Annotated in this window: 22 protein-coding genes and 5 pseudogenes; 11 read left to right on the top strand and 16 right to left on the bottom strand. The window is 61.6% G+C overall.

What is annotated here, in order from left to right; all coding sequences use genetic code 11:
• The first annotated feature begins 630 nt into the window (after positions 1–630).
• The gene (locus tag LDB29_RS26830; protein ID WP_373886387.1) at positions 631–2,283 is read left to right on the top strand and encodes an FMN-binding glutamate synthase family protein; all 1,653 of its coding nucleotides are present in this window, start codon (positions 631–633) and stop codon (positions 2,281–2,283) included.
• 111 nt (positions 2,284–2,394) lie between these two features.
• On the opposite strand, the pseudogene LDB29_RS29340 reads toward LDB29_RS26830, so the two are convergent.
• From LDB29_RS29340 to LDB29_RS26850, 4 genes and pseudogenes are all read right to left on the bottom strand, one after another.
• Positions 2,395–2,781, bottom strand: a pseudogene (locus LDB29_RS29340) (type II toxin-antitoxin system VapC family toxin).
• 76 nt (positions 2,782–2,857) lie between these two features.
• On the bottom strand, positions 2,858–4,219 hold the full coding sequence (locus LDB29_RS26840; RefSeq protein ID WP_257558200.1) for a cell wall metabolism sensor histidine kinase WalK: 1,362 nt from the start codon (positions 4,217–4,219) through the stop codon (positions 2,858–2,860).
• Entirely contained in the window at positions 4,216–4,935 is a 720-nt protein-coding gene (locus LDB29_RS26845; protein WP_257558202.1) for a response regulator, read from the bottom strand. Before LDB29_RS26845 ends, LDB29_RS26840 begins: the two co-directional genes overlap by 4 nt.
• A gap of 75 nt (positions 4,936–5,010) precedes the next feature.
• Positions 5,011–5,355, bottom strand: a complete 345-nt coding sequence (locus tag LDB29_RS26850; protein ID WP_257558204.1) for an RcnB family protein — start codon at positions 5,353–5,355, stop codon at positions 5,011–5,013.
• 236 nt (positions 5,356–5,591) lie between these two features.
• Here LDB29_RS26850 and LDB29_RS26855 point away from each other — a divergent pair, with 236 nt between their 5' ends.
• Positions 5,592–5,855 carry a hypothetical protein gene (locus LDB29_RS26855; protein WP_257558206.1) on the top strand — a complete coding sequence of 88 codons (264 nt, stop codon included), beginning with the start codon at positions 5,592–5,594 and terminating at the stop codon, positions 5,853–5,855.
• Between the two features lie 943 nt (positions 5,856–6,798).
• Positions 6,799–7,296, top strand: a complete 498-nt coding sequence (locus LDB29_RS26860) for a hypothetical protein (RefSeq protein ID WP_257558209.1) — start codon at positions 6,799–6,801, stop codon at positions 7,294–7,296.
• 304 nt (positions 7,297–7,600) lie between these two features.
• Here the strand turns inward: LDB29_RS26860 and LDB29_RS26865 are convergent, their stop codons facing one another.
• Both LDB29_RS26865 and LDB29_RS26870 read right to left on the bottom strand, forming a co-directional pair.
• Entirely contained in the window at positions 7,601–8,035 is a 435-nt protein-coding gene (locus LDB29_RS26865; RefSeq protein ID WP_257558211.1) for a DUF934 domain-containing protein, read from the bottom strand.
• Positions 8,028–9,662, bottom strand: a complete 1,635-nt coding sequence (locus LDB29_RS26870) for a nitrite/sulfite reductase (protein WP_257558213.1) — start codon at positions 9,660–9,662, stop codon at positions 8,028–8,030. Before LDB29_RS26870 ends, LDB29_RS26865 begins: the two co-directional genes overlap by 8 nt.
• 245 nt (positions 9,663–9,907) lie before the next feature.
• Between LDB29_RS26870 and aqpZ the strand changes: the two are divergent.
• Together aqpZ and LDB29_RS26880 are read left to right on the top strand one after the other, a co-directional pair.
• Positions 9,908–10,632 (top strand): annotated as a pseudogene (gene aqpZ / locus LDB29_RS26875) (aquaporin Z).
• Positions 10,633–10,708: 76 nt separating this feature from the next.
• Positions 10,709–11,032: a hypothetical protein gene (locus tag LDB29_RS26880; RefSeq protein WP_257558215.1), complete on the top strand. Its 324-nt coding sequence runs from the start codon at positions 10,709–10,711 to the stop codon at positions 11,030–11,032.
• Here the strand turns inward: LDB29_RS26880 and LDB29_RS26885 are convergent.
• Positions 11,023–11,175, bottom strand: coding sequence for a hypothetical protein (locus tag LDB29_RS26885; RefSeq protein ID WP_257558217.1), 153 nt, complete (start codon positions 11,173–11,175; stop codon positions 11,023–11,025). The genes LDB29_RS26880 and LDB29_RS26885 overlap by 10 nt on opposite strands.
• A gap of 612 nt (positions 11,176–11,787) precedes the next feature.
• Here LDB29_RS26885 and LDB29_RS26890 point away from each other — a divergent pair.
• Positions 11,788–12,033, top strand: coding sequence for a type II toxin-antitoxin system ParD family antitoxin (locus tag LDB29_RS26890; RefSeq protein ID WP_373886390.1), 246 nt, complete (start codon positions 11,788–11,790; stop codon positions 12,031–12,033).
• Position 12,034: 1 nt separating this feature from the next.
• Positions 12,035–12,349 carry a type II toxin-antitoxin system RelE/ParE family toxin gene (locus LDB29_RS26895; RefSeq protein WP_257558220.1) on the top strand — a complete coding sequence of 105 codons (315 nt, stop codon included), beginning with the start codon at positions 12,035–12,037 and terminating at the stop codon, positions 12,347–12,349.
• Positions 12,350–12,561: 212 nt separating this feature from the next.
• Here LDB29_RS26895 and LDB29_RS26900 read toward each other — a convergent pair whose 3' ends face one another.
• Positions 12,562–12,876 (bottom strand): hypothetical protein, encoded by a 315-nt coding sequence (locus LDB29_RS26900; RefSeq protein WP_257558553.1) that lies wholly within the window; start codon positions 12,874–12,876, stop codon positions 12,562–12,564.
• Between LDB29_RS26900 and LDB29_RS26905 the strand changes: the two are divergent.
• Positions 12,763–13,044: pseudogene (locus LDB29_RS26905) on the top strand (integrase); the annotation flags it as partial. The gene LDB29_RS26900 and the pseudogene LDB29_RS26905 overlap by 114 nt on opposite strands.
• Before the next feature lie 12 nt (positions 13,045–13,056).
• On the opposite strand, the gene LDB29_RS26910 reads toward LDB29_RS26905, so the two are convergent.
• Both LDB29_RS26910 and bktB read right to left on the bottom strand, forming a co-directional pair.
• Complete coding sequence (locus LDB29_RS26910; RefSeq protein WP_257558222.1) at positions 13,057–13,953, bottom strand: fused MFS/spermidine synthase; 897 nt, start codon at positions 13,951–13,953, stop codon at positions 13,057–13,059.
• Positions 13,954–14,133: 180 nt separating this feature from the next.
• A pseudogene (gene bktB, locus LDB29_RS26915) lies at positions 14,134–15,320 on the bottom strand (beta-ketothiolase BktB).
• 237 nt (positions 15,321–15,557) lie between these two features.
• Here bktB and LDB29_RS26920 point away from each other — a divergent pair.
• Positions 15,558–15,779, top strand: coding sequence for a hypothetical protein (locus LDB29_RS26920; protein ID WP_257558224.1), 222 nt, complete (start codon positions 15,558–15,560; stop codon positions 15,777–15,779).
• Between the two features lie 448 nt (positions 15,780–16,227).
• Here LDB29_RS26920 and LDB29_RS26925 read toward each other — a convergent pair whose 3' ends face one another.
• The 6 genes and pseudogenes from LDB29_RS26925 to LDB29_RS26955 all read right to left on the bottom strand — a co-directional run bounded on the left by LDB29_RS26925 (position 16,228) and on the right by LDB29_RS26955 (position 21,431).
• A complete protein-coding gene (locus LDB29_RS26925) occupies positions 16,228–17,142 on the bottom strand; it encodes a lysozyme inhibitor LprI family protein (protein WP_257558226.1) in 915 nt (304 codons plus the stop codon).
• Positions 17,143–17,358: 216 nt separating this feature from the next.
• Positions 17,359–17,487, bottom strand: a pseudogene (locus LDB29_RS26930) (metallophosphoesterase); the annotation flags it as partial.
• 402 nt (positions 17,488–17,889) lie between these two features.
• Positions 17,890–18,894: a YihY/virulence factor BrkB family protein gene (locus tag LDB29_RS26940; protein ID WP_257558228.1), complete on the bottom strand. Its 1,005-nt coding sequence runs from the start codon at positions 18,892–18,894 to the stop codon at positions 17,890–17,892.
• Positions 18,895–19,000: 106 nt separating this feature from the next.
• On the bottom strand, positions 19,001–19,489 hold the full coding sequence (locus LDB29_RS26945) for a MarR family winged helix-turn-helix transcriptional regulator (protein WP_257558230.1): 489 nt from the start codon (positions 19,487–19,489) through the stop codon (positions 19,001–19,003).
• 670 nt (positions 19,490–20,159) lie between these two features.
• Positions 20,160–20,900, bottom strand: a complete 741-nt coding sequence (locus LDB29_RS26950) for a hypothetical protein (protein WP_257558552.1) — start codon at positions 20,898–20,900, stop codon at positions 20,160–20,162.
• 69 nt (positions 20,901–20,969) lie between these two features.
• On the bottom strand, positions 20,970–21,431 hold the full coding sequence (locus LDB29_RS26955) for a response regulator (RefSeq protein WP_257558232.1): 462 nt from the start codon (positions 21,429–21,431) through the stop codon (positions 20,970–20,972).
• Between the two features lie 538 nt (positions 21,432–21,969).
• Between LDB29_RS26955 and LDB29_RS26960 the strand changes: the two genes are divergently transcribed.
• On the top strand, positions 21,970–22,347 hold the full coding sequence (locus LDB29_RS26960; protein WP_257558234.1) for a DUF4168 domain-containing protein: 378 nt from the start codon (positions 21,970–21,972) through the stop codon (positions 22,345–22,347).
• A 234-nt stretch (positions 22,348–22,581) separates the two neighbouring features.
• Positions 22,582–22,911: a Rap1a/Tai family immunity protein gene (locus LDB29_RS26965; RefSeq protein ID WP_257558236.1), complete on the top strand. Its 330-nt coding sequence runs from the start codon at positions 22,582–22,584 to the stop codon at positions 22,909–22,911.
• Positions 22,912–23,004: the final 93 nt, after the last annotated feature.

Genomic DNA, 23,004 nt, shown 5'->3' on the forward strand with positions numbered 1-23,004 from the left:
CGCGGAGCGGGGCCGCTGTTCGATGATCGCGAGCGCGCGGCGTTGAACCGGCCTGAAAGCTCTGTCCCGCGTCGGGCAATGACTATGCCCGAAGACCGTTTCCAAGCCGTTCCGGCAGTCTTCGACAGAAGGAGGTCGTTGACTGCCTATGGCCATCTGCCTGATGGACGGGGTGAACCGTATCGCGAGCCGATCCGCAATCCGCCCACATAGTCCAGGCCTGCGACGGATCGCGGCACCATCGCCATCCCGCCACGCTCAATTTTTCCTGGCAGGCCGGACGAGAGAGCTTTGCCTGCACGCAGCACCGCACTATCAACCACGAAATGCTGCCAGGAGCACCATGGACACCCAGGCCGCCGGGTGCACGTCTCGACAGGCGTAAACCGGACCCGGTCATCAGGCTCGGGCGCTCAACGGTTCGTTCCCCTGCGGTGCGCATGCGCGAGCGCATGCCTGGCGCGGTTGCCCAGCGGTTCCGACAAGGCCGCCCCGAGCCTGCAGGAAGAGGCAGACGCTTCTTTCATGTCGCGCCGGCGCCGCCCCTGAGGCATTGGATCTGACCCAGGCATCCGCCAGAAAAATCGCCGTCCAGATCAAGGACCATTGCAAGCATCCGGGAGAATCTCTTTGCTCAAACCGCGCCTCAGCCGCTTCACCGCATGGATCCTCGTCATCGCCCTCTTCCTGGCAGGTCTTGCGCTAAAGCCGCAGTCGCCTGGTCAGTGGATGCTCCTCGCCATCCCCGGGCTGCTCAGCCTCCTTGGGTTATGGGATATATTCCAGACCCGCCATGCGGTGCTGCGCAACTATCCCGTGATCGGCCATGTCCGCTGGATCGTCGAACTGATCCGTCCGGAAATCCGGCAATATCTGCTCGAGGAAGAAGACAAGGCCGTACCCTTCTCCCGGGCTCAGCGTTCGCTCGTCTATCGCCGCGCCAAGGGTGTCTCGTCCGATCATCCCTTCGGCACCCTCCTTGATCCTTATGCGCGCGACTATGAGTTCATCCAGCATTCAATGCGGCCGGCCGTGCCGGCCGATCCCGGGTCCCTGCGCATCACGATCGGGAACGATCAGTGCGCCCAGCCCTATTCCGCCAGCATCTTCAACATCTCGGCGATGAGCTTCGGGTCGCTGTCGGCGAACGCCATTCGCGCACTGAACAAAGGCGCTGCGCTCGGCGGCTTCTATCATGACACCGGCGAAGGCAGCATCAGCCCCTATCACCGCGAGTTCGGCGGCGACATCGTCTGGGAGATCGCCAGCGGCTATTTCGGTTGTCGGACCGCAGACGGGCGTTTTGATCCCGACCGCTTCGCCGCCCAGGCGGCCGATCCGCAGGTCAAGATGATCGAGATCAAGCTCAGCCAGGGAGCAAAGCCGGGCCATGGCGGCATCCTGCCAGCCAGGAAGGTCACCCCGGAAATCGCGCAGACGCGCGGAATTCCCCCTGAGCAGGACTGCATATCGCCTTCCCAGCATTCCGCCTTCTCGACGCCGCGCGAGATGATGGCCTTCATCGACCAGCTGCGGCGCCTGTCCGGCGGCAAGCCCGTGGGCTTCAAACTCTGCATCGGGCTGCCATGGGAGTTCATGGCGATCGTCAAGGCCATGCTGGAGACCGGGACGGTTCCTGATTTCATCGTCGTCGACGGCGGCGAAGGCGGCACGGGCGCCGCGCCGGTCGAGTTCAGCGACCATATCGGTCTTCCGATGCGCGAGGGCCTGCTTTTCGTGCACAATGTGCTCGAGGGGGCTGGTCTTCGCGGGCGGATCAGGATTGGCGTCGCGGGCCGACTGATCAGCGCCTTCGACCTCGCCGCCGTCCTGGCGATTGGCGCTGACTGGGCCAATTCGGCGCGAGGTTTCATGTTCGCGCTTGGTTGTATCCAGTCGATGAACTGCCACACCAACCGCTGCCCAACGGGCGTTGCCACACAGGATCCGGCGCGCCAGCGCGGCCTCGTCGTTCCCGACAAGGCGGAGCGTGTCCGCCGCTTCCATGCCAGGACCGTGCATGCCCTTGCCGACATGCTGGCCGCAGCAGGACTTGGGCATCCCGACGATCTGCGCCCGCATCATGTGGCGCACCGGATCAGCTCGACCAGGGTACGGCACTTCGACCAGGCCCACACCTATCTCAAGCCCGGCGAACTCCTCAGCGGAGCATGCCCGCACAATTTCTATCGGGAAAACTGGGCGCGCGCGCAGGCTTCCAGCTTCGAGCCGCTGATCCCTCCCATAGCCTGGGAAACCCCGACCGTGGCCATGCAGGGCTGAGCCGCCCTTGCAGCACTGGCCATCAAAGCGTGGGCCTCGACCAGCGCGGCGGCCTCATGAATCGAGCGCGGCTCATGTCATTGGGCGAGAGCCGGATAGGTCGCCCTGATATTACAGGAGGCGTGTCGTCGCGCCGAGTGCAGTCCCATCTTCGGCCAGGCGACGGTCGAGCGTGCAGAAGGTCGCCCCGCGCTCGGCTGCGATGGCGAGCTGCAACACATCCCCGGCACGCAGATTGAGGGAGAACTGATCGGCGTACAGCGCCGCCGTCCGGAAATTGTCTGACACAACGGGGACAATGGTCAGGCTCTCCCTGCAGAGCTGATGAAAAACTGGCTCAACACCTCCGCTCGCTGCGGGGCGTCAAGCTGCCCCGTGCGCAGCTTGATTGACAGCGCAGAGGACATCTCCGTCACCACCCACGCTGATGATCAGCTCGTCCGGGGCTGCTTCGCGCGCCTCGCTTGTCCAGCACTGGCAAATGTCGGTTTCATCCAGTTGCCAAGTCAGGATCGGCCGCACGGTCCCGCGTCCACCCGTCCGCGCTCGAGCAGTCTTGCCGTTCTCACGTCCGTCAACGCCGATCAGGCGGAGCGCTTTTCTCAAGCCCGGGAAGCATGATACATGCCCTCAATCCCTGACCTGTGTCTTCCAGGACAAGCGCTCCGCCATGGCTCTCGGCGATCGCCTTCGTGATCGCAAGGCCAAGGCCGCTGCCCCCCGTCTCCCGATTGCGCGACTCCTCGATCCGGTAGAAAGGCTGCGTCACGCGCGCTATCTGGTCGGCCGGAATGCCTGGACCCTTGTCCGCTACCTCGATGCGCAGCGTGTCGCCGGCGGCCACCACCGTCACCCTTGCACTGCAGCCATATTTGATCGCATTGCCGATGAGATTCTGCACGGCGCGCTTCAGCTGGCTGCGCTGCACCGGCAGGACATGGCGCACGGCCGGTTCCCATGCGACATTCTCGCCCAGATCCTGATATTCTTCGACCGCCGTTTCGACAAGGGCGGTGACGTCGGCCGGCCGCAGAGCTTCGCGTTGCCGTCCCGCAGTCGCAAGTGACAAAATGTCTTCCAGCGTCGCCATAGTCTCGCCAATCTTGCGGATTGCCGCCTCACGCTCGTCGGCCGGCTCCATGTTTTCGAGCCGGATGCGCAGCGAGGCCAAGGGCGTGCGCAGGTCATGGCCGATGGCGCCGAGCATCCCGTCCTTCTCGTCGAGCAACGCCACGAGCCGCTGGTTCATGTCGTTGAAGGCCGCAATGGCTTCGCGCAGATCGTCCGGTCCGCGCGGCTCGACCCTGAGGGGCGCCGTCCGGCCCCGAAACTGGCCCGCGGCCATGGCAAGGTCGCGCAAGGGCCGCGCAAGATGGCGCGCAACGACAATAGTGACGCCCAGCACCACGAGGTAGAGCAGCAGCGTCGCGGCTGCCAGGCGCGTGACGAGGCCTGGATCGCGCCGCGGCGCGGGAAGTGTGCCCGCGAGCCATTGGCCATCGGGGAGCCTCGCCGCCAGAGACACGGCATAGCGCGCCGACCCGTCAGCGCGTTTTCTCCGCGAGAGCTGCGGATGCGCGGCGCTGGCGCGGACCTCTTGCGCATTCACGCCGAGATTACGCAAATCCTCGGCAAGTCTCGCCTCGACCGCGTCGCTACGGTCGCCTTCGGCGATGCCGCTGTCGGCGCGCAGCGCGAAGCGCGCGCCGCGGTGAGACAGGTCCGCCGCCAGCGCCTTGCGGAAGATATCCTCGGCTGCGGATATGTCGGCGAACGCGCCGGCAAAACGCGTGATCGCCGGTCCGTCATTCTGCGCCAGGGCAAGCTTTTCGCGCTCGTTGAGGATGAGACCGAAATTCGCGAGCTGCGCGACCGCCAGCGCAGCGCCGAGAAGGAACGCCATCCGCCCGACAAGGCTGCGCGGCAGCAGCCTCATATCCGCCGCACCTCGGCCGCCAGCGTGTAGCCGCCGCCACGCACCGTCTTGATCAGCCTGGGATCGGCGGCGTCTGCCTCGATCTTGCGACGAAGGCGGCTGATATGATTGTCGATGCTGCGCTCGAACGCGGCCAGTTCGCGGCCCTGCGTCAGGTCGAGCAGTTGATCGCGGGTCAGCACACGGCGGGGGTGCGTCACGAACGCAACGAGCAGGTTATACTCGCCTGTGGACAGCGCGACAGAAACGCCTTCGGCATCGACAAGCTCGCGCTCACCGGTCCTGAGCACCCACTGGCCAAATGCATAGCCGGAAGCATCGGGCGCGTGGACCAGCGCTGCCTGCTCGCTCGTCCGGCGCAGCACCGCCTTGATCCGCGCGAGCAGCTCGCGGGGATTGAAGGGTTTTGACACATAATCGTCCGCGCCGATCTCCAGGCCTATGATACGATCGACGTCTTCGGTCTTGGCCGTGACCAGGATGAGCGGAATGTTCGACGTTGAGCGGATGAAGGAGGCGAGGGAAAGGCCGTCCTCGCCGGGCATCATGATGTCGAGCAGGACCAGGTCGATCGCATGGACCGCCAGAATGTCACGGGCCTGCGCCGCATTCGCCGCCGTTGTTGTTCTAAGGCCGTTCTTGCCGAGGTAGGACGCCAGCGGATCGCGGATGTCACGCTCGTCATCGACGACGAGGATGTGGGGATTGCTACTCATATCAGCGCCTTCCATCGCAGAAGAAGCCCCCGGGGCGGAAGACCCCGGGAGCAAATTCGTTGGATCAAAGGCCTTTTAGTGGAAAGCGCCCGCCAGGACAGAGGCGATGATCCCGCTGGTGATCCCGATCAGGACCGCGTCGTTGCCGGACTGCACCCAGCGATAGCCGCGGGGCGCTTCGCGCAGGTGATACTGACGATAGTTTGTGACCACCCGATAGTTGCGGGCCTGGCGATAATCGAACCGTTCGCCCTTTTTCCAATGCGCGCGGTACTGGACCGGACGGATCGCGCGGTGGTTCTGAACCACACGGTGATTCTGGACGACGCGGCCATGGCCGCCATTGTGCTGGAAAGGTGCGGCCATGGCCGGGGTGACGGCGATCGAGGCGGCCAGGGCGGCGATGATGAACGTCTTCATGAGTAACTTCTCCGTGTCGCGCCATCTGCGGCGTTGATTGGAAGATGCAGCCTGCGTGTCGCATGGATTTGCCCGGTTCGATGCTATTATGTCCCGGTTTGTATCAGCCGGCCCGGGACGCCATCTCGGCCCAGACGCGTAAGCCCCTGGAACCGCCGCCTCTGTGCCGGGCGCGGTGGTAAGCGACCGCGAAGGCCTGGTGCAGCTGCGCAAACGCGTGCAGGCTCTCCGGCGCAGTGCTCTACCTGATCCATCCGATATGCTTCGCATGCCTGCCCGGCATCGCCGCGGATCGGATCGCGGACCGCAGCTTGAGTGATGAAGCGTCCCTGGCCACAGGCTGTCTCGATCGCTTCATGGAGACGCGCGAACCTGGTTTCGGCTTGCCACCGGCCCCCGTGCGCGGCATTGCGCCTGCGCCGTCAGTCCTGACGCAATCATCTTCATTTCTGCGCCTGTGGCACTGCCGCGAGAATCGCAGCTTCGATTCCGATGACTGAGCCATGGCCGCAGGAAGAGACGGCTTTGACCAGGCGATCCCTGCTAACCGGCCGCCGCATCCACCCCAACCGCTACACTTGAGCGGCCGTTTGCGGTGCGCCCCGAACGCCCGCTCGGCAGCAGAACGTCATGATCTCCTCAAGCAATCGCGCTTGCTTTCCTTCCAGGTCAGATAAGCATTGCTGGGCGGGGAAACAGCCGGCCTTAGGCCACATGGGCGTTGGTAGGACACCTCGTCCCACGCGAAACAGTGAGACCTTTCGCAACAATCAGATCGATTGTTCGCGGGCCGTGTCGCGCTTTCGAGGCAATGGGAGACTGAATGCTTGGACCCATGCGACAAATTCTTCGACATGTTCGGGACTCGCGGCTGGAATAGGTTGACCCGATCCGCCTACCCCATAGTCCCCTTCGTGATTGGGCTCCGTGCCGGCTCCGGTTCCCCCTGACGACACGGGGAACCCCGGCGCCGGCTCCTTTCAGCAGCACTTGGCCCGGGATTGCGACCGGGTACCCCGGCGAAACACGGCCATAGCAGCCACTGACCGGCTTCAGCCGCGGGTCGAGAGGCTCACGGCGAACTGCCTAACAATCACCAGCCGCGCTCCATCGACTCCAGTATCGGATCAACCCCGCCACAGGATCGGGGCTTGGTCCATCGGCGGCAAAGGGACGACGAGACGAGCGTTGAGAGCGCCGAGCAAATTCGCCTGACAATCGACAACGAAGGCATCGGCATTGATACTGCCTCGCCCGTTAGCCTTGCGGCGCGGCTTTCAAGGACAACAAAGTTCCAAGAAGGGTGCTGAATTGAAGACATCGGGTATTGGCGATATCATGCGCGGGCGCGACGCCCGCCTCTTCTTTTCCAGCAGCGGCTATCGCACTTACCTGTCAAATCCCTGGCGCGGCGGACAACATGTTTTCAATAAGGCAGACTAAATGATGTTTTCGTCTCTTCTCCTCATGGCCACAGCAACGTCATCTGAAACGATAGGCGCGTGGAAGGTCTCAGAGAATGCCGCCGTCATGACTGACAAACGCAAATCGGAAGGGACCGTCTATTCGAGGGACGGGAACGCGATCCTCTCTTTCGCTTGCTCGGTTTCGAACCGCGGCAGCGTGCCGGTCCGGTTCAGGCTTATAACCGACAAATTTCTCAGCGCTCCCGGCAGCCTTCAAGGACGCGGAAAGGGAGAAATAATGTTCCAGATCGATGGAGAACCGGCGGAGACGCTTAGGTGGTATTATGGCAAGCATTCCGCCTTCACCTTGGGCATGTCCGCCGTCAATGAGTTTGGAGCTCTCCTGAACGGGGGCAAGGAGCTCCTTGCAACAGTGACTACCTATCGCGGCCAACAAGTTCATTCGGCATTCGAGATTTCCGGAGCGTCTGAAATGATTGACCGGGTCAAGCTGCTGTGCCCACAGGATGCGTGATCGGGCCGATGACCCGCCTCAGCGCCCGCGATGCCGTTAGGAGGCGACGTCGGGAGCGGCCGTCCATCGGAGCGCCTGTGCAGCTAGGTTCAAGATATGGGTCTTTGGTCGGAACATCCGCATCCCGCGCCATGACCGGCCCAGAACGAATGGCGCCTGAATATCGATCAGCCCGAGCATTGGTCGCTCGGCGATGTTTATCGGCCCGCCACCTCGCTTATGATGCGAGCACCCTGATGCCTCCTGGATCCGGGTGCCGAAAACGGGCAAATGGCGATCGCCGCCCTTTCATGGGAACCGCCGGCTAAGCGGTTGCAGACTGCCGTAATGCCCAAATCGGCGTCAGATCGTCGGTCGCGGACTGATAAGCCCCGGGATAGCGGCTCAGCGCTGCCTCGACAGCAACCGGATCGAAGGGATTGTCAGGCTCGAAACTGTCAAACCCGCAGCGACGCATGAAAAACAGCAGATCGACCAATACATCGCCGACCGCCCTGATCTCCCCGGTATAGCCCGCCTCCCGCAGGATGCTTGCGCTCGAGAATCCGCGACCATCGCGGAAGCGTGGGAAATCGATCTCCACAAGACGCACCCGATCCAGCACCGGTAACAGCATCCGGACGTCGTCGCCTGCCTCGAGAAGAACCGAGGTCGCATCCTTCTGGTCGAGAAACGCATCCAGGGTGACGCCGGGTTTATCTGGAGCCGGATCGTCGCGAAAACGCAAGGGATCACCCATAGATCGCCTCCTTGAACGGGTCCATTCCTACCCGGCGGTAGCAATCAAGAAAGCGTTCGCCCGGCTCGCGGATCTGACGGTAGCGCTCGATGGTACGCTCGACCGCATCGACAATGCCGGTCTCGTCGAAACCTGGACCCGTAATCCTGGCCTGTGAGGCGTCTTGCGCCGCCGACCCGCCCAGGAGCAGCTGATAATGTTCGGTCCCTTTGCGATCGACGCCCAATATGCCGATATGCGCCGCATGGTGATGGCCGCAGGCGTTGATGCAGCCTGAGATCTTGATCTTGAGCTCGCCCAGATCCAGCTGCCGGTCCAGCTCGGCAAAGCGATCGGCGATTTGCTGCGCGACGGGGATCGATCGCGCATTGGCCAAAGTGCAATAATCAAGGCCAGGACAAGCGATGATGTCCGTGACGAGGTCGAGATTGATGCCCGCCAACCCCGCCGCGTCCAGCGCTTTCCAGACGGCGTGAAGATCCTGCCTGCGCACATGCGGCAGCACGAGATTCTGGACATGGGTCGAGCGCAGATCATCGAAGCTGTAGCGCTCGGCAAGATCGGCCACCACCTCCATCTGCTCCGCCGAGATGTCGCCGGCGATCCCCCCGACAGGCTTCAGGCTGATATTGACGATCGCATAGCCGGGCCCCTTATGGGCTTCCACCTGCCGATCGACCCACAAAGCGAAATCCGGATCGGAGCGATCGATCGCTTCGGTGAGACCCGTCTCGAAGGGCGGCGGTTCGAAATGTGCGGCAATACGGTCATATTCAGCCTGCGGGAAATCCCGGCCCAGCGTCAGGAAATGCTCGAACTCGGCCTCAACCTGGCGGCGAAACTCATCCTCGCCGAGTTCATGCACGAGAATCTTCATGCGCTGCTTGTGGATGTTGTCGCGCCGCGCATGGCGATTCCACACGCGCAGGATCGACTGGATATAGGAGAAGATCTGGCCAGCCGGGCAAAAGGGGCGAATGAGAAAGGCAATAAAGGGTGTGCGGCCCATGCCCCCGCCGGCATAGACCTCGAAGCCTCGCTCGCCCGTCTCATTCTCGACGATGCGCAAGGCGCAGTCGTGCCAGCGCAAGGCGGCGCGATCCTCCTTCGCTGCGATCACCGCAATCTTGAACTTGCGCGGCAAATAGCTGAATTCCGGATGAAAGGTGGTCGCCTGGCGGATCAGTTCAGCCCACGGGCGCGGATCGCAGATTTCGTCGGGAGCAGCGCCAGCATAATGGTCGGCCGACAGATTGCGAATGCTCTCGCCGCTAGTCTGGATCGCGTGCATTTCGACCGTCGCCAGTTCCGCGAGGATGTCGGGCGCCTCTGCGAGCTTTATCCAGTTATACTGGATGTTCTGCCGCGTTGTGAAATGCCCATATCCTCGGTCATAAGTACGCGCGATGTGCGCGAGCTTGCGCATCTGCCTGGAATTGAGCGTGCCGTACGGAACCGCGACCCGCAGCATGTAAGCGTGGAGCTGGAGGTACAGGCCGTTCTTGAGCCGGAGCGGTTTGAACTGGTCCTCGCTGAGCTGGCCTGCGATCCGGCGGCGGGTCTGGTCGCGAAACTCCTCGACGCGAGCATCAACCATGGCCTGGTCATAGTCATCATATTTATACATCAGATCGGCCTTGCGTCTGTAGCAGACAGCAACATGGCCATATCAATGCTCAATAAGAAAATGAATATTAATGCGGTTATCCATAATTTTCCTTGTTGCATACTCCCTGTCCCCGCCGATCCTTGGGCAATCGGCGTTCCGTCTTCTGTGCTGAAATGGCGCACCTTGCGTGAGTGGAACAAAAGGCATTGCACCAGCAGGTCAAGCTATTAACCTAGATTTATAATACAGCGGGAGGAGCTGTCATGATACGGACGCTGAGTGCAGAGTTTTTCGGCACATTCTGGCTGGTATTCGGCGGCTGCGGTTCTGCGGTGCTGGCAGCGGCCTATCCCGACCTTGGCATTGGCTTTGCCGGGGTCGCGCTGGCATTTGGCCTTACGGTTCTCACAATGGCCTATGCGGTCGGCGGAATCTCCGGTGGGCATTTCACCCGGCGGTATCCCTTGGCCTTGCGGCCGCAGGCCGCTTCGCGTGGAAGGATCTGATCCCATATTGGATCTCTCAGGTCATTGGGGCCGTGGCCGCAGGCGCGGCGATCTATGCCATCGCGTCAGGCAAGGCGAACTTCGAGGCTGGCGCGTTCGCGTCGAACGGCTTTGGCGACCTGTCTCCCGGTGGCTACTCGCTGCAGGCGGCTCTGCTCACCGAAATCATTCTGACGGCAGGGTTTCTGATCGTTATCCTTGGATCCACGTCGCGAGCCGTTCCTGGAGGTTTCGCGCCCCTGGCCATCGGCCTGGCGCTCACCCTCATCCACCTGGTCTCGATTCCGGTCACCAACACTTCAGTCAATCCCGCCCGCTCCACAGGCGTAGCGCTCTTTGCCCAGACAGAGGCGCTCGGTCAGCTCTGGCTGTTCTGGCTGGCGCCGCTGGCCGGCGGGATCATCGGCGCCCTGATCTGGCGCCTGCTTCTTGCACCCGAGGAATCCCTGGCGAACATCGGTGGCGACGGCGCAGATCATTGAGAACAAGGGCGCAGACGATCTGTCGCGGGGCCTGGGATGACAGAGCCCATGCAAAACGATGCAAAGGAGTGTCCAGATGAGCCTGATCGACAGCATAATGAAGACCATTGCCGGTTCACCCGGCGATATTGCAAACCTCGCCAGCTCGCTTGGGATCGATCCCAAAATAGCGGAAGCAGCCATTCTGGCCCTGGCCAAGGCGCATCCCATGCAGGGGGACACGGTGGAACTTGCCTCGGCAAGCACGGGCGTGAACAGCGTGGTTCTTGGTCAAATCGTCAACGCCATTGGCGGCGAGGGTTCGCTTGGCAATTTCGCAGACATGCTCGATGCTGGTGGCGAGGGCAATCCGCTCGGCGACCTGGTGGGAATGGCGGGGAAACTCTTTGGTCAAAAATAGGCCATCCCAGACCAGACGGCATCATCCGCAATGCCGCATGCGGGCAGCGAAAGATCGGAAAGTGCAAATTCCTTCGCCAGATGAGTCATGGGCTTCGACCACACCAAGTCGTAGAATTCCTGTTGGGTGAAGGTTCGGGACATTGGTGACCTCTGCTCTGTCGTCATTCACCGGACCTGCCTCATGCCGCGACGGTGAACGATATTCGCAGATCGTGCACGCTCTTCGCAAGCGGTCGAGGTCAAGTGAATGTATTTCGCGGGAACGACGATGCGTGAACGGCCTTCGCGACCAGTGACTGATTTTCACGGAAGGCCGCTTGCCGAGCCGGGGACGCCGGTACCGGAAGGGGTCAGATGGCGACCAGAATGTCCTCCTCTCTGGCAGTTTCGGAAGGCTTGATCGGGCAATCGGTCACGACAACCGCCATCCCATAACCTGTTCCCAATTGCCTTGTCCCGAAATCGACTGCTGAAAATGGCGAAACGGGACTGCCGACTAACGCTCTGAGCAGCCGGCTACAGGAGGACAAAGCGGGCAGAGGACGTCACGGTTTGGGCGGCTGCCGGCCGGAGGGTTCATAACGCTCGAACAGCGGCTCCTGTCAGATGTGTACGTTCGCGCCACCACGGAGGAACCGCGACACCTGGTCGCGACTGCACGGTTGAACGATTGATCGACAGTTCACCTCGCGCCGTGCGAAGCGGCTTGCGCGTCCACATCCTTCCACTATATTGAGACAAATGAACAAGCCCATGACCCTCAATGTCCGCATCAGCGGCACGCTGGGCGATTTCGTCGCCACCAATGTCGGCGACCAAGGTGCCTATGAGAATGTCAGCGAATATGTCCGCGACCTGATCCGTCGCGACAAGGAGCGAACCGAAGCCGAGCAGTTCGATCGGCTCAAGGCCGAGTTAACCCGGGCCTTCGCCGCGCCCCAATCCAGCTATGCGCCGCTCGATGCGGACGCGGTGATCGCGCGCAACCATCGGGTCTGACATGACCGGCTTCACGGTCTCGGTGATCGCCGGGCAACGCCTGGACGAGATCTACGTCTATACCCGCGACACCTGGGGCGAAGCGCAGGCGGAAACCTATGTGCGGGAGCTTTTCGGGTGCTTCGACCGTATCGTGCGCCGCGATCAGCTCTGGCGCGCGGTGCCGGCCGAGTTCGGTGTGGACGGCTTCTACTGTCGGCACGCGCATCATTACATCTATTGGCGCCAATTTGCCGATGGCACGGTCGGCATCGTGACGCTCCTGCACGAGCGGATGCACCAGATGGATCGCTTCCGCGAAGACAGCGCGCCCTGATCAACCACTCGGTGGATACGGCTATTGACTTGACTGCATACGAACCGGGAGCAATCGACAGCGCGAAATCGTTTTCAGACACGGTTGTCACACCCAAGGACCGTCCCAGAGTGCGCAAATGCGAACAATCGAACCCAATAACCGGTATTGGGGTCGATCGAAATTTTGCTGAATGGCCTCATTGGCCGAGAACAACTCCTAACTCTCCTCCTTCAGGCCGACAGACGTTCTTCAGGTGGCCACTCAGGCCGTTGGAGAAGCATCATGGAAATATCGCAACTGAACCCCCTACCACAAAACGCCCAGTCTGGAATGCTGGACGGACCGTCGGGGCGAAGCGTGCGCTGAAACCAAAGCAAATATGGGAAATCCGCTTCTACCTCAGTCAACGCCGCCGATTGCGAGATCGGGCGCTGTTCGACCTGGCGACCGACAGCAAGCTCCGTGGCTGCGATCTCGTGCGCATGAAAATCGGCGTTCTTGTCAGCGGCGGACAGATCCGAATGCGGGCAATCGAGATGCAACAAAAAACGGGTCGACCTGTTCAGCTCGAACTGTTGCCTGACACCCGGATCAGCCTAATAGCATAGCTTGAGAAGCGAGGTGGCACGGTGGACGATTATGTTTTTCCGAGTCGGGTTGATCACAATGGGCATCTCAGTGCCCGACAGTATGCCAGGCTTGTCGATGAGTGGTCGTCAGTCCCTTCATTCAGGACGGATTGCGCTCATTTCGCCGACGATGCGCTCCGCCAGCGCTTCGAACGGGACGGAATGGTACCGCGCCAGCTGCCCCGCGGTTGTCCGAAGCTCATCGGGCGATGAAGCCAATGCCGCGGTCTTGCGGGCAAAAACAGTTTTGTTTGCTCCGCATTCAGTTGGCACCGCAACGACATTCTCCGCAAAGCTTCGCCCAATGCGGGCCATCGGGCCAATATAATCAGCCTCCTGGTCCCCGCACAGATTGACCACGAGGAGGCCACCCGGGTTCAACCGATTGTAGCAGTCGTTGTAGAAGCGCTCGGAACAAAGCTGTGGCACCTGGCCGTCCCCATCGAAACCATCGACGAGAATGACGTCGGGCCGCGACCGGTCAATCCGGACATGGTCGGCCCCATCGGCACAAAATATGCTGAACCGGTGATCATCGTCAGGAATCCCGAAGCGGCGCCGCAGGTCAATCACGTCAGGATCGATCTCGACGACAACAATCCGGCTGTCGGGAAGGTGGTGATAGCAGTATTTTGCAAGGGATCCGCCACCAAGACCGATCATTTCGATCGCGCCGGGCGCCTCGTGGAAGAGGAGAAACGCCATCATCATCTGGGTATAGTCGAAAATCAGCCGAACTGGATCGCTGATCCGCATCCCGCTCTGGATGATGACGGAATTGAACAACAGGGTCCGCATATCCCCCAGGTCGAAGACGAGCGGCCCGTTGGCTCCGATCGGTGCCGCAAGCGCAATGTTGATCGGCGGGGGGAGATCTCCAGATTCACCACTATCGAATGCCGGATAAGGCGCAGTTCCGCCTTGCGCGCCACTGCCGTCGAAATCAGCGAAAAGATCGAGGACGCGCACGACATCGTCGCTGTAGGCGACCATCCGATCCCCATCGAATTCCTGATCGCAATGGTCAGGCACGCCATCGCTCGCAGCGGCTGGTCCACAGCGAAGCTCCCAGGGCCAGGTGGCGCGCAGCCGGACAGCGCAAGCGCGCGCCACTGCCGGCCGTGCGCGAAAATGCGGCCGATCCCGCCGCATGCGTCATCACGGCTGAAGAACTCAGCTTCCGACGCGCTCGATGACCAGGGCTATTCCCTGGCCCCCGCCGATGCACATCGTGACCAGCCCATAGCGGCCCGCCACCCGCTGCAACTCATACATCGCCTTGATGGTGATGATCGCTCCGGTCGCGCCGATCGGATGTCCAAGGCCGATGCCGCTGCCATTGGGATTGACCTTCTCGGGCGCGAAATCGAGCAGCCTGGCGACGGCGCAGGCCTGGGCCGCAAAAGCTTCATTGGCCTCGATCACATCGATGTCAGCGAGCGTAAGTCCAGCGCGGCGCAGCGCGATCGGCACGGCCTCAACCGGCCCCAGCCCCATGACCTCTGGCGCGACACCGGCATGTCCCCAGCCAAGGATGCGCGCCATGGGCGTGAGGCCGCGACGCTGGGCTTCCGCCCCCGACGCCAACACGAGCGCCGCGCCGCCGTCATTCAGTCCGCTGGCATTTCCCGCCGTCACAGTCCCCTGCTCCTTGCGGAAAACAGGGGCCAGGGCAGCAAGATCGGTGGCGCTCACGCCGGCACGAACATGTTCGTCGCGGCTGAACGATTTGACGGCTCCGCGCGCCTTGATCTCAACAGGCACGATCTGGCTGTCGAACCGGCCTTCGCTCTGCGCCCGCGCCGCACGCCGATGGCTCTCAACCGCCAATGCGTCCTGCATCTCGCGCGTGATATCATATCTCTGGGCGATATTTTCGGCGGTAACCCCCATATGCCCCGCTCCAAAAGGATCGGTCAGTGCCGCCGTCATCGCGTCGACCATCGCTTCATCGCCCATGCGCCGGCCCCAGCGCAGCCCTTTGACCACATGGGGCGACTGGCTCATGCTCTCCACACCACCGGCCAGACGATCTCGCACTCCGAAAGAGCGATCATCTGCGCGGCTGAAATAATGGCCTGAACGCTCGATCCACACAGGCGATTGAGCGTGAGAGCGGGTGTCCGGTCCGGGATGCCCGCTGCCATGGCGGCCACCCGAGAGACATACATGTCGGCAGGTTCACTCTGGATGACCTGACCCAGCACGACGTGCTGAACATCGTGAGGCTGAAGTGCGGCACGCCGGATCGCCGCATCTATGACGATACGCCCCAGTTCCGCAGGAGCAACGCTTTTGAGGCTTCCGCCAAAATCGCCAATCGCGGTGCGTGCTCCAGATAGAATGACGACGTCCTGCAAATCCCGTCCCTTTCCGATTTTCCAGCGCCGCGCCGTAGCGCGCAACGCGCAACACCGCGATAAGCCATGCCGAGGATTGATGTTTTAAACATCATAGTTAATTATTAGCATTTCAGAAAGCATGTGTATAGGCAAGATGGCATTTAGCCGCGCAGGTGGCGTCAGAAGGCTTGGACCTTGTGCTCTCCAGCCGCACCCGATCGAGCGAGCAAATGATGATCGAAATGGAGCTGTCATTTGAGTCTTGCCGACATTTATCGCCAACGATCCGTCGACCAACGTGCTGCTGCTGCGGCCGAGCCCCTGCCCTTGCGCCGGCAGCAGCATGAAAGGGCTGCGCAGCGGTGGGAGACGATGGCGCAGGAGGCCGCGAACGATGCACGCAGAGCCCAGATCAACGAGGCGGAGAAACGCGCACGGCAGGCGCCACCTTATGTGCAGCCCGATCAGCCTGGATAACGTTGCCGGCGCAAAGCCACCCCGAGGACGCGACCGGGCCAGCAGCCCGGAGCCTGCTCGCCAACCGCGTCACTTCCTCAAGCGCCTCGTCGGTCCTGCCCATCAAAAATCGAGAGATCCGCCGGCGCCTCAGAAATGGGCGGGCAGGAATCGCGGGCAGATTCCCGGCGCACTCCCCGACTCGTCGTGAGTGATCAGCATCTCTTCGTGATCCTCAACAGAGCTGTCGCAGGGTCCTCTCGTGTCTGCGCCCCAGCTTCGGACGACCCTGGCGGAAGAGCGAAACACCTGGAACCTTTTTTGGCGGTGGGCGCCAGTCCTCGACCGTCCGGGCGGGCGTCTTTCCAGCCGCACGAGGATTGCATCTGACCCTTATTGGCCAGGCACCGCCAGGGCAGCGGTGCCTGGCCTCGAGGCACCGCAAAATCAAGGGCGCGGAGCCCATAGCTTAATAGCCATTGTCGTTACCATAGGTGAAGCGCCGAAGCTGGCCCGACCGTTCGGTGTTCATCCGAGCCTCGCAACGGAGACGAGTGGACTCCCGCTCTGCCGGATCGAGCGATGCCTGCGCTGCCTCAACCTTGCAATCGGCCGTTTTCTTCTTGATCCACGCGCGCTGGAGCGAGAGAAGCTGATCACGCTGATCGGATGGAATGGCGCCCCAGATCGCGTTGATCGTCTGGGTCGAGAGGTCGAACTCTGCTTTCGCTTCGCCCAAAGTGGCCTGCTTCTGCTCGGTAAGCGCCGCCTGTTCCTGCTGCTCGGCCAGTTGCGTCTGCTGTTGCTCTTGCTGGTGCGATTGCTGCACCGTCTTGTACCCAAGGTGGCCGCCCAGGATGGCGCTCACGAACGTCGGCGCCGCATCGGCATTCTCCAGCTCGGAATAGACCTTCTCGCCATCGTCCGTCGGCTGGACATTGAAGTCGATGTCCATCGTGAATGCATTGGCCTCGCGCTCGGCGCCGCTGTTGTCTGCAAACTCGGACACTTTGTTGACCCCCTGCAGCTCGCGAGTCTTGTCGGCGTCCGTGATCATCGCATCGGGGAAGACGACCTTCAGCTTCCCGGTGCAGAATTTCTTCGTGCTGTTCGGATCTTCCTTCGAGGTTCGCACATCCTCGATCGCAAATTTGATCTGGTCAAGCGCCGCGCGGATTTTGGACTTCGATATGACCGCACCATAGGCTTCCTGGCTACCAGCGAAAATCGTCTTCTCGACCTCTTCCTTGATGATCGAGATGGTGGTGTCCTGCCCTGGTGCCGATGAACAGCTGAGTTTTTCGCCGAATGGGCTCCCCACATTACCGCAGCCGGTCAAGCATGCGCCGGCAAGCATAAGCCCAACAATCGAACGAACCATCATTACCCCCGTTTTGAAGACACCCCTCTCTAATCTCGTGACGGTTATGAAATTATGTAGATGGTCGATGCTCAGCCCTTGCTGGATTTGAGGGTCCAGCGGTAGCCGGCGCAGAAGGAGCCTGTGCCCCTCCCCCCATGCGGCCTTTCCCGCCCGACGCGGCGTCCGAGGGGGTGGATCGGCCTGGTCGCGTGGTGCGGGATGAGCCCCGGCCAGTCCTCACTGCGGATGAATGGCGATCAGCCACAATTCCGGCGGCGCCAGCATCCTGACAGGCAAACGGCTGGTGCCAATCCCGCCCGACACCACCATGGTCCGGGCGCCCTCGCGATAGATGCCGCAGGCATAAACATGTGTCGTAGCGAGACCTCGCCATCGCATTCGGCCCAGGCCGTAGCATCGCTTCCATCTACCGAAGATCTTCTCGCTGCGGGCGCGCACGCGATGGATCGGTTCATTCCATTCGAGGGGGCTTGCGGAGCGTTTCAACTTCGTCGCGGCACCACATACCGGTGGCGACCATCCGGGGAATGCCGCCCTTTGCCAGCACTGCATCAAAAAAGTGATTGCAGCGACAGGCGCTGCTCGCCTCGTCCGCCAGACGCGAACAACAAGGCGGCAAGGCCTGTGAGGACGGCGCCGCCATATCAGTGCCTCAGGCCATGCCGCCGTAACAATATCGGGCAATGACGCAGTGAAAGGCTGGTGCCTGGCATCGTTCTGCGGCTGGTGCGCCACCAAGCGTCGTGGTCAGGCGGATGATTGGAGATGCCCGTCAACGGGCATGCGCCTGTTGCTGGAACGCCGCGCGGCGCCATCCATCCTCTGCCCTCCCGCATCTGCGGCTTCCGCGCTCGTGTCGCACATGGTCTGCCGCTCCGCCTCGGCATTGATCAGGGCGCCGATCAACACGGCATAAGCGGAGACGAAGAGCCACATGAGGAGCACGACCACGGCGCCAAGCGAGCCGTAGGTCGCGTCATAGTTGCCGAACCGGCTGGCATAAAGTCCAAAGCCGAGCGTCGCGGCGAGCCAGAGAAATGTCGCAAGACAGGAACCAAGGCTGAACCATTGCCAGCGGACATCGGTTCTGCCAGGCGCGAAACGGTACATGCCCCCGATAGCGACGCTGCACAGGGCCGCGGCGATGAGCCAGGTAAGCGCCTGCACGGCGGTTGCGCCCAATGGTCCAATCCCGGCAACCAGCCCTTTTGCGACACTGAGCATCGAGGCGGCCGCAAGGCCGATGATGCTCACAAGGACGGCGGCGCCGGCAAGCGCACCTGCGACGAAGATGTTTTTCAGAAGCGATCGCCTGTCTTGCTGCTCATAGATGATGTTGAGCGATCCAATCATGGCGCTTGAGGCCCGCGATGCGCCAAAAATGGAGACCAGCAGCGCGATCAGCAGCCCGATCCCCTTCTTTTCCTGGGCGCTCGTCGTAAGCTGCGTGAGCTGCTCCTGGATGAGCCGGGCAGCGTCAGCGGGCACGACCTCGAGAATGGTGCGCATATGTCTCGTGACCGTCGCGGGATCGGCGGCGAGCCCGTAGATCATGACGACCGCTCCCAGAAGCGGCACGAAGGAGAGAAAGGCGTAGAAGGCGACACCGGCCGAGAGCAGCCCGAGATTGTGCCGTCCGCTGTTCACCCAGACGCGCCTGATGATCGCCCTCCACGCCGCAGCCTGCATGTGCCCCGATGTCCCAGGACCACCGCCTGCTCGCGCCGCGCGTCCCTGCTTTGACACAGACATGTCCACTCCAGTGCATGTTGGGAAAGGGAGATGGTGAACGGCCAAGCCCATTCTCTTCTCCTGCTCCTGGCCCGGGCCGGGAGCAGGACGCTCGAGGAAACCCTCCTCAGGAAGGCTCGGATCGATCTATGGGGCCGCTGTCGAGCAACGGCGCGGCGTCAATATCCTGCGCATCCATCAGCATCGCTAACCGTTCGACGCCCGCCAGGATCATGGCCTGCTCCCATTGCGGCAGCTTTGCGAAACGCTCGGTAAACGTAGTCTGCAGCAGGTCCGGCGCCTCCGCCAGAGCCTTGACGCCCGCCGGCAGGGAACGCAAAATGAACTGGCGCTTGTCCTTTTCACTGCGCTGCCGCTGCACAAAGTCGAGTTGCTGAAGCCGGTCGACGATTGTGGTGATCGTGGCCTGGCTGAACTTAAGAGCGGTGGCAATCGCCCCGGGCGTGGCTGAATCGCGCGACGCGATCTCGCGCAGGACGAGCCATTGCGAGGGCGTAAGACCAGTCGCCGCGGAGAGCCGGCGGCTGCCGATTTCCGTGGCGCGCAGGACGCGGCGGAGAGCCCGGAGGGTGAGGACGGCGACTTCTGAACTCATGATGGAGACATAGCGAATATGGCCTTCCTGGCCAATCTAATCCTTCACAAGTCAAAGCATCTCAAGAACGTCTTCGTCGGCCAGAAGAACTGCTTCAGGGATCCCTGGGGCGATAATCGCGCATCCTGGCGGTTCCTTCCTGTGGCGCCGAGCGAGCGAAGCCCAGGACAGGAAGGATATATTTTAGGAATTGAACGAGCTTCGGGAACGGTCCGGCGCGGCTTCACGCCCATTTGCGCGAACTTGCCTGCCAGATCGAGGAGGCCTTTCACGCGGCGCATGTCCGGATCCCGCACATCGACATGGATATCGGGCCATCGTCCGGGCGCGCGGGCTCGATCTGCTTGCCGGCAACCAGGCAAATGGCTCAGAGCGCTCTTCCTCCATCACGACGTTCGACCGCAAAAGCCGTGCTGCCCGCCTGACGGTGCACGGCTCGCATCCGCCGACGCGTCCGGCAGGGAAGCTCGCAGGCGATGTCCCTGGGTCCAGTGGAGAAGCGGCAAGGCGCATGAGCGAGCGCGCATGACGAGGGACAAGACGTTATCCGATGCATTCCCGTGGGCCGAATGTTCGTCGGCCGGATCATGGCGACAGGATTGCAAAGGGGCGCTGCGGGGCGCAGCGCGCCGCCAGTCTTGCAGGACCAGGGCGCGCTTGCCGATGATCGTCAATCCGCCTTGGCGCTCGGGGCCAGAACCTGGGCGGAAGGTCTGTTGGCCGCGTCGACCGTGCCATCGGCGATCATCGCCTTCGACATGCTCGCCGCTTCACCCTTGAGCGCGGCATCCTCGCTGGTCTGGCTCGCGCCGATGAGTGCGGCGAGCAGCAAATTGCGGTTTGCCGGACTGGATTGTTCTGCAACCGCCTTGCGAGCCAGCGGAACCGCTTCTGCATAAAGTGGCGCAGCGCCCGCCTTGTCCTGTTTGCCGAGCTTGAAATTGCCAAGCTGGATCAGAATGCCGGTTAACACGCCCCTGCTCTGCGCGTCGGCGGGATTGACGGTCACGACCTTGCGCCAATGGGGCAGGCTCTCCTCATAAAGCGGCGCAACCGCATCCAGTTTTTGCAAGGCAGCGTTCGCCGCCGCCGTTGCATAGAGCGCGTTTGCGAGAAAATTCACATTTTCAATCTTGTCCGGCTGCGTCTTTACCGCATCGCGGATCGCCGGAAGTGCGGCTTCATATTTGGCAAGAGCTGTCGCGTTGTCGCCTTTTTGCTGCGCCTGCTGCCCAGCGGTGAAATCCGTCACCGCCTTGTTGAAGGCGACAATCTGTTCCTGACTGAGGGCGGGAGCGGGAGCAGGAGCGGACGCTGGAGCCGCTGATCCGGCTGGCGGCGAGGCGGGTTCCTGCGCCGCAGCAGGCAGAGCGGTGGAAAGAAGGAGGGTCGTGAGCAAAATCTTGTGCATCGGTTTTTCTCCAGTTGAGGGGCATGCGCACGAGTTCAACCCGATATGCAGCCACGGTTTTCTGTAAAGCTAGTCCAGTGCCGCCAGGAGATTGATCGGTTCCTCAGGAGGAAAGATCGCATCGACTATCTTCAAAGCCAGGGCATCCAGATGATAGGGTTTCGACAGGACAGGGCCAAACTGCCACAGATCTGCGGGCAAGTCTCGCCCATCCAATGCTCCCGAGGTGAACAATATCCGTATGCCAGGCCAGCGCATGCCAACCTCTCGCACCAGGTCGAATCCGTCCCGCTCACCGGGCAAATTGACATCTGTGAAGAGCAGGTCGACCTTGCCGTCCAGCTGGTGAAGAACAGCCAGAGCCTCCTGGGCATCAGACGCAGTGAAGACGGTAAATTCCTGATCGATCAGGAACTCGCAAGCGTCCATCCTGAACAGAGCCTCATCCTCGACTATGAGAATGATGACGGACCGTGGAAAGCGCGGCTTGCCGGTCAGTCCTGCCATTGCGAACCGGACATGCGATTTCATGCCGTGCTTAGAGGAAGCGGACATGCTCTGGTTGCTGCAAACGCCTGGCCGCGAGCCGAAGAGGGCTGGCAGGTACGACTCACCATCAAGTAGCGGTACATCATTCAATCATCCAGCCAGCCATGGCCCCCAAGCGCTTCTTTCTTCTCCTTTAAGCAACCCGGTCGAAGCGACGTTATTATAGCTTTTATATGCATGGACCGAACCTTTGCCGCCGGCTAATCTCATAGAAAACAGCTCCTACCCGCAGCCCCCTTCCGCCAAAGCCCATGATCGACAGACACCATCGCCAGCCGCCTCTCCTGGGGCAGCACACCGTTCGGACTGGTTCGTCGCAAACCATGCGCCATCGGCATTGCCGCGGCATTCGTCGCTCTATGGGTCGCAGTCCCTGATAGGCCGCAAGGAGGCCTCGCGCAGGCGGCCTGACAAGCCCTGACCAGGGCGTCTTGCCACGGCTTGTCCCAGGATCGCCGCCGGTGAGGTTCCTGTCCGATGATTTTCGCGCCAAGATCCGTTCCCTCATCGAGGTTAGCTCATGCCCAGAATTCTCCCTTCCGCCGCGCTCTTGTTCCTCCTCGCTTCCTTTCCGGCCTCCGCATCGAGCGGCAGGCAAGCAGGCATCGGTTCGACTGTTTCGGCAGCAGAACTTACGCCGCGGCAAATTCATGCCTACGCGTCGGCCCTGCTTGAAATTCAGAAGATGAGGCAAATGGTTTCCGCGCGCGCCGCAAAGCTTCAATCCGACCAGGCTGCTCTTCTCAAGCGCCAGGCCCAGGCTGAAATGATCGGCATAGTAGGAAAACATGGGCTGGACTTGGCGACCTTCAATGCGATCACCGCCAGGATCGAACAGCATCGCAAGCTTCGTCATCAAGTAAGGCAGCTTATGATGGAGCAGCTTCTTTCCACCTGACACGGGCTTTGGTTCGATCCACGAGAGCCAGGAGCTTTCGATCGCGGCCGCAAATGGGCTATGGTCGCCTTTCGTGCGCGCGCAAGGCCGGTAAAGTGACCGCCCGGGGATCGGGTCGGATGGCCCGGGCAAACAAGCCGGCCTGATAGGATAGAGCGCGCTTCTCGGGTATTGCAGGAGGACATCATGAGCCGGACCTTGTTTCTCATGATCATAGCGGCGGGGATCATGCCCATGACCGGCCGCGCTGCAGAGACGATGAGAGAGATACCTGCATTTTTCTCCGGCAATCAATTATTCGAGATATGCTCCAATCCCAATTATGGCCAATGCTCGATGTATGTGGCCGGCGTGATCGACGGAATTTTCCTTGCCGATGGCGAGGGGGGGAAGCAGTCGCTGTGCCGTGGCGAAATCACCAACCAGGGGGCAGCCGAACTGGTGCTCAGCAAGCTGTCGGAAGACTCCGCCTTGCGGTCCCTTTCCGCCGCCGCCGCAGTTCGGGCGGCGGTCGCCGCGCGGCTATCCTGCAGCGCTGGCCCTGTTCTTGCCCAACACTCCTGACAGATGTCCCGATTTTTGCCTTCCCGCATTTGACATCGCCGCGCCGCCATGGAGAAAATGCCTTGTGCGGGAACGACAAGAGGTACAGCTGCG

This window comes from Sphingobium sp. CFD-2, from assembly GCF_024611135.1.
GTDB classification, from domain to species: domain Bacteria; phylum Pseudomonadota; class Alphaproteobacteria; order Sphingomonadales; family Sphingomonadaceae; genus Sphingobium; species Sphingobium fuliginis.

Excerpts from the sequence above, each read along its gene's own strand:
- LDB29_RS26840 (WP_257558200.1), bottom strand. The coding sequence starts at position 4,219 with ATGAGGCTGCTGCCGCGCAGCCTTGTCGGGCGGATGGCGTTCCTTCTC.
- LDB29_RS26845 (WP_257558202.1), bottom strand. The coding sequence starts at position 4,935 with ATGAGTAGCAATCCCCACATCCTCGTCGTCGATGACGAGCGTGACATC.
- LDB29_RS26850 (WP_257558204.1), bottom strand. The coding sequence starts at position 5,355 with ATGAAGACGTTCATCATCGCCGCCCTGGCCGCCTCGATCGCCGTCACC.
- LDB29_RS26860 (WP_257558209.1), top strand. The coding sequence starts at position 6,799 with ATGATGTTTTCGTCTCTTCTCCTCATGGCCACAGCAACGTCATCTGAA.
- LDB29_RS26865 (WP_257558211.1), bottom strand. The coding sequence starts at position 8,035 with ATGGGTGATCCCTTGCGTTTTCGCGACGATCCGGCTCCAGATAAACCC.
- LDB29_RS26870 (WP_257558213.1), bottom strand. The coding sequence starts at position 9,662 with ATGTATAAATATGATGACTATGACCAGGCCATGGTTGATGCTCGCGTC.
- LDB29_RS26880 (WP_257558215.1), top strand. The coding sequence starts at position 10,709 with ATGAGCCTGATCGACAGCATAATGAAGACCATTGCCGGTTCACCCGGC.
- LDB29_RS26885 (WP_257558217.1), bottom strand. The coding sequence starts at position 11,175 with ATGTCCCGAACCTTCACCCAACAGGAATTCTACGACTTGGTGTGGTCG.
- LDB29_RS26890 (WP_373886390.1), top strand. The coding sequence starts at position 11,788 with ATGACCCTCAATGTCCGCATCAGCGGCACGCTGGGCGATTTCGTCGCC.
- LDB29_RS26895 (WP_257558220.1), top strand. The coding sequence starts at position 12,035 with ATGACCGGCTTCACGGTCTCGGTGATCGCCGGGCAACGCCTGGACGAG.
- LDB29_RS26910 (WP_257558222.1), bottom strand. The coding sequence starts at position 13,953 with ATGGTCGCCTACAGCGACGATGTCGTGCGCGTCCTCGATCTTTTCGCT.
- LDB29_RS26925 (WP_257558226.1), bottom strand. The coding sequence starts at position 17,142 with ATGATGGTTCGTTCGATTGTTGGGCTTATGCTTGCCGGCGCATGCTTG.
- LDB29_RS26940 (WP_257558228.1), bottom strand. The coding sequence starts at position 18,894 with ATGTCTGTGTCAAAGCAGGGACGCGCGGCGCGAGCAGGCGGTGGTCCT.
- LDB29_RS26945 (WP_257558230.1), bottom strand. The coding sequence starts at position 19,489 with ATGAGTTCAGAAGTCGCCGTCCTCACCCTCCGGGCTCTCCGCCGCGTC.
- LDB29_RS26950 (WP_257558552.1), bottom strand. The coding sequence starts at position 20,900 with ATGCACAAGATTTTGCTCACGACCCTCCTTCTTTCCACCGCTCTGCCT.
- LDB29_RS26955 (WP_257558232.1), bottom strand. The coding sequence starts at position 21,431 with ATGAAATCGCATGTCCGGTTCGCAATGGCAGGACTGACCGGCAAGCCG.
- LDB29_RS26960 (WP_257558234.1), top strand. The coding sequence starts at position 21,970 with ATGCCCAGAATTCTCCCTTCCGCCGCGCTCTTGTTCCTCCTCGCTTCC.
- LDB29_RS26965 (WP_257558236.1), top strand. The coding sequence starts at position 22,582 with ATGACCGGCCGCGCTGCAGAGACGATGAGAGAGATACCTGCATTTTTC.